This window comes from Clostridium sp. DSM 8431, assembly GCF_900116755.1.
Classification (GTDB): domain Bacteria; phylum Bacillota; class Clostridia; order Clostridiales; family Clostridiaceae; genus Clostridium.
Map to the genome: position 1 here is coordinate 1 of NZ_FPBY01000233.1, position 4,189 is coordinate 4,189.

Here is a 4,189-nt window from a genome sequence, read left to right on the forward strand (position 1 = left end):
CTCTTCTCTTATTACCTCTATAAGACCTTCTTTTCTTAAGTTGTCCATACAATCCTTAAAAGCTCCAACTCCAGGAAGTATAAGTTTATCTGCATTTCTTATCTCTTCTTTATCTGATGTTATCTTACATTCAGCACCTATCTTCTTTAAGGCATTATAAACACTTTTTAAATTTCCCATGCCATAATCAATTATTGCTATCACCTTATAGGTCCCCCCTTTTATAACATTCCTTTTGTAGAAGGAAGAATCATATTATCCTTATCTACAGTCTTTGCTTCCTTTAATGCTCTTCCAAGAGCTTTAAATATAGCTTCTATCTTATGATGATCATTTTCACCATATAAAACTTTAGTATGTAATGTTATTCCTGCATTAAATGCAAAACTTCTTAAAAATTCTTCAGTCATTTCTGTTGAAAAGTTACCTATAATTTCTCTTTTAAATGTACAGTCAAATACCAAGAAACTTCTTCCACTTATATCTAATGAAACCTGTGCTAAGGCTTCATCCATTGGTACAAAAAATGTTCCATATCTTTTAATACCTCTTTTTTCTCCTAAGGCCTTTAAAAAACATTGTCCAAGGGCAATCCCTACATCTTCTACAGTATGGTGGTCACATACTTCTAAATCACCTTTTGCCTTAACTTCTAAATCCATTCCACTATGAAAAGCTAAAAGTGTAAGCATATGATCAAAAAATCCTACCCCAGTAAAAACATCAGCTTTTCCTTCCCCATCAAGATTAATAGATAACTTTATTTGAGTTTCTTTAGTATTTCTTTCAATTGATGCTGTTCTGCTATTCAAAACAAGCTTCACCCCCATAAATAAATACTTCTTTAATAGTTTCTATAAGTCTCCTATTTTCAAGATTTGATCCTACAGTTATTCTAAAAGTATCATCCTTAAAATTTCTAATTGTAATTTTACGTCTTTTTAATGCTGTAAATAATGCTTCTTTATAAGGAGTTCTTCCAAATATAAAGTTTGCATTAGATTTATAAAACTTAATTTCCATAGCTGCTTCTTTTTCTATAAAATTAAGTTCATTATATAGATTTTCTCTTTCACAGATGATTTCCTTACTTCTTTCTTCCACAATTCTTTTATTCTTAAGAACTGATTCAGCAATTGTTCTTGATATTCCACTAATTGTATATGGAACCTTAACTTCTTTAAATTTCTCTATATTCTTCTCACATGAAATTAAAAATCCAACTCTAAGAGCTGCTAATCCCCATGCTTTTGATAAAGTTCTTGTAACTAATAGATTGTTGAATTTTCCAATATCTTCTATCATGCTTTCTCCATAAAACTCATAATAAGCTTCATCAACTAAAACATAAGTATCAGGAAATGCAAGTAATATCTTTTCAATATCCTCATTAGATAATATATTTCCTGTTGGATTATTAGGATTAGAAAAAATAATTAAATCTACATCTTCTTTTTTACCAAAGTCAATAAAATCATCTACACAAACTTTTCCATCTTCTTCTGTTTCATACCTTACTATTTCTCCACCATTTATGGAAGTATAATATTCATACATTGAAAACTCTTTTGAAAATGTTAATACCTTTTTCCCTTGATTTATAAGTGCTCCAATTACAAGGCCTATCATTTCATCTGAACCATTACCAGCTAAAATATTATCTATTTTTATGCCTTGAACATAATCTGCGTATAATTTTCTTAAATCACAACTTTCATTATCAGGATATCTGTTAAAAGGTACCTTATTTAAGATACCTTTCATCATTATCTTTTTATCTCTTTCAACATCTATATAACTTTCATTGCTATCAAGCCTTATGAAGCACTCATTATCCTCACTTTTTGATTTATATGATTTTATAGACTTCATACTACTTCAACCTCACTTTCACTGAGTTTGCATGTGCAGTAAGTCCTTCCTTGTTTGCTATATTTATTATTTTGTTACCATCTTCTTGTATTGCTTGCTCTGAATAATATAAGAATGAAGATTTCTTTATAAAACTATCTACGGAAAGGGCTGATGAGAATCTTGCTGTTCCGCTTGTTGGTAGTACGTGATTTGTACCACCAAAATAATCTCCTACTGGTTCTGGAGTGTTGTAGCCTAAGAATACTGAACCTGCATGTTTAACTTTTCCTAAGCATTCCATAGGTTCTTCTATCATTAATTCTAAGTGTTCTGGTGCTATAATATTAGAAATGTTTATACATTCATCTATAGTATCGCAAATTATTACCTTACCAAAATTATTTAAAGAGCTTTCTATAATCTCTTTTCTTTCTAGAGATTCTACTTGAATAGCTAATTCCTTTTCTACTTCTTCATATAATTCTTTGCTTGTAGTAATTAATATAGATGATGCTAATTTATCGTGTTCTGCTTGTGACATTAAATCTGCTGCCACATATCTTGGATTTGCCTTTTCATCTGCTACTATTAATATTTCACTAGGTCCTGCAATCATATCAATATCAACAGTTCCAAAAACCATTCTCTTTGCTGTTGCTACAAATATATTTCCAGGCCCAACTATTTTGTCTACCTTTTTTATTGTTTCAGTTCCATAAGCTAAAGCTGCTACTGCTTGAGCTCCCCCAACTTTATATATTTTATCAATACCAGCTATTTTTGCAGCTACACCTATGTATGGATTAATTCCACCATTTTTATCTGGAGGTGTAACCATAACTATTTCTTTAACTCCTGCCACCTTTGCTGGAATTACATTCATTAATACTGATGAAGGATAAGCTGCTGTACCTCCTGGAACATATAAACCAACAGAGTCTAAAGGTATAACTCTTTGCCCCAAATATACACCTCTATCTTTATTTAAAATAACTCCCCTACTTACTTGTGCTTTATGATAATATTCAATGTTTTCCTTAGCTTCCTTTAGGTTTTCTACAAACTCTACTTCAACTTTTTCAAAGCATTCATCAAGTTCTTTTTCTGTTACTTGTAATGCTTCAAGCTTAACCTTATCAAACTTTTCAGTATAATTTAATAATGCCTTATCCCCATTTTCTTTTACCTTTTTTAATATTTCTGATACTGCTTCTGTTACTTTCTTATCTTCAGCCTGTCTTCTTGCTTCTAATTCACTTATTAAAGTTTCTAAACTTTCTTCTGCATTAAAAAATTTCAACATATTATAAATCACCTCAATTATTGCTTATTGCTATTTAAAAAATCTATATTATAATGCCCCTTTAATTCTGCTTATAAGACTTTGAATTTCTTCACTTTTCATCTTAAAGCTTGCTTTATTAACAATTACTCTTGCACTAATATCACATATTGTATCAAATACTATAAGTCCATTTTCCTTAAGAGTAGTTCCTGTTTCCATAATATCGACTATTGCATCACATAACCCCAATATTGGTGCAAGTTCAACTGAACCTTCAATCTTAATTATTTCAACATCCATATTCTTTTTCTTAAAGTATTCTCTTGCTACTTTAGGATATTTAGTACCAATTTTTATATGCCCTATCTTTTTAAATATATCTTTTTCTGGAAGTGAAGCTAATATAAACTTACACTTTCCTATTCCTAGATCTAAAACTTCATAATAGTTATTATCAGCTTCTAATAACGTATCCTTACCGACTACCCCAACGTCAGCAACCCCATGTTCTACATAAGTTATTGAATCTGCTGCTTTAACTAAGAAATACTTTATATCTTCTTTTGTATCTTTAAATACAAGCTTTCTTCCTTTATTCTTTAATTCTTCAGTTCCATAACCTGCTTTGTCTAGAAGTTTTACAGTCTCTTTTTCAAGTCTGCCCTTTGTTAATGCAATGCTTATACTCATATTAATTGTCCCCTTTTTCTATTTTGATTTCATTAATATCTTCATTAAAATGCATCTTAACAATGTTTCCTAAAGCTCTTAGTTCATTGCTCTTCTTAAAGGCTTCAACTTTATTTGCTTCATTATAATAAATCTTATAAATTTCTGATTTATTAACTTTTTCATCCTTCATAACATCTAATACTGAATCAAGATTAATTGAAAAACCAACTGCTGGTCTATCTTCCCCAAAAGTTGAAAGAAGCTTATCATATCTTCCTCCACTTAAAACATTAGAACCAACACCTTCAACATATCCTCTAAATATAATTCCAGTATAATAATTTACTGTTGGAACCATACCAAGATCGTAGTATGCAA

General features: G+C 30.2%; 5 protein-coding genes and 1 pseudogene. All 6 read right to left on the reverse strand.

The window, feature by feature from the left end; genetic code table 11:
* Positions 1–204, reverse strand: a pseudogene (gene hisH / locus BM384_RS15920) (imidazole glycerol phosphate synthase subunit HisH); the annotation flags it as partial.
* A 17-nt stretch (positions 205–221) separates the two neighbouring features.
* Entirely contained in the window at positions 222–812 is a 591-nt protein-coding gene (gene hisB, locus BM384_RS15925; RefSeq protein ID WP_090015081.1) for an imidazoleglycerol-phosphate dehydratase HisB, read from the reverse strand.
* Positions 805–1,872 carry a histidinol-phosphate transaminase gene (hisC, locus tag BM384_RS15930; RefSeq protein WP_090015083.1) on the reverse strand — a complete coding sequence of 356 codons (1,068 nt, stop codon included), beginning with the start codon at positions 1,870–1,872 and terminating at the stop codon, positions 805–807. Before hisC ends, hisB begins: the two co-directional genes overlap by 8 nt.
* Position 1,873: 1 nt before the next feature.
* Entirely contained in the window at positions 1,874–3,157 is a 1,284-nt protein-coding gene (gene hisD, locus BM384_RS15935; RefSeq protein WP_090015085.1) for a histidinol dehydrogenase, read from the reverse strand.
* Positions 3,158–3,205: 48 nt separating this feature from the next.
* Positions 3,206–3,829, reverse strand: a complete 624-nt coding sequence (gene hisG / locus BM384_RS15940) for an ATP phosphoribosyltransferase (protein WP_090015087.1) — start codon at positions 3,827–3,829, stop codon at positions 3,206–3,208.
* Between the two features lies 1 nt (position 3,830).
* Positions 3,831–4,189: ATP phosphoribosyltransferase regulatory subunit (locus BM384_RS15945; protein ID WP_175537430.1), on the reverse strand; the 359-nt coding region annotated here is incomplete at its 5' end.

Excerpts from the sequence above, each read along its gene's own strand:
- hisC (WP_090015083.1), bottom strand. The coding sequence starts at position 1,872 with ATGAAGTCTATAAAATCATATAAATCAAAAAGTGAGGATAATGAGTGC.
- hisD (WP_090015085.1), bottom strand. The coding sequence starts at position 3,157 with ATGTTGAAATTTTTTAATGCAGAAGAAAGTTTAGAAACTTTAATAAGT.
- hisG (WP_090015087.1), bottom strand. The coding sequence starts at position 3,829 with ATGAGTATAAGCATTGCATTAACAAAGGGCAGACTTGAAAAAGAGACT.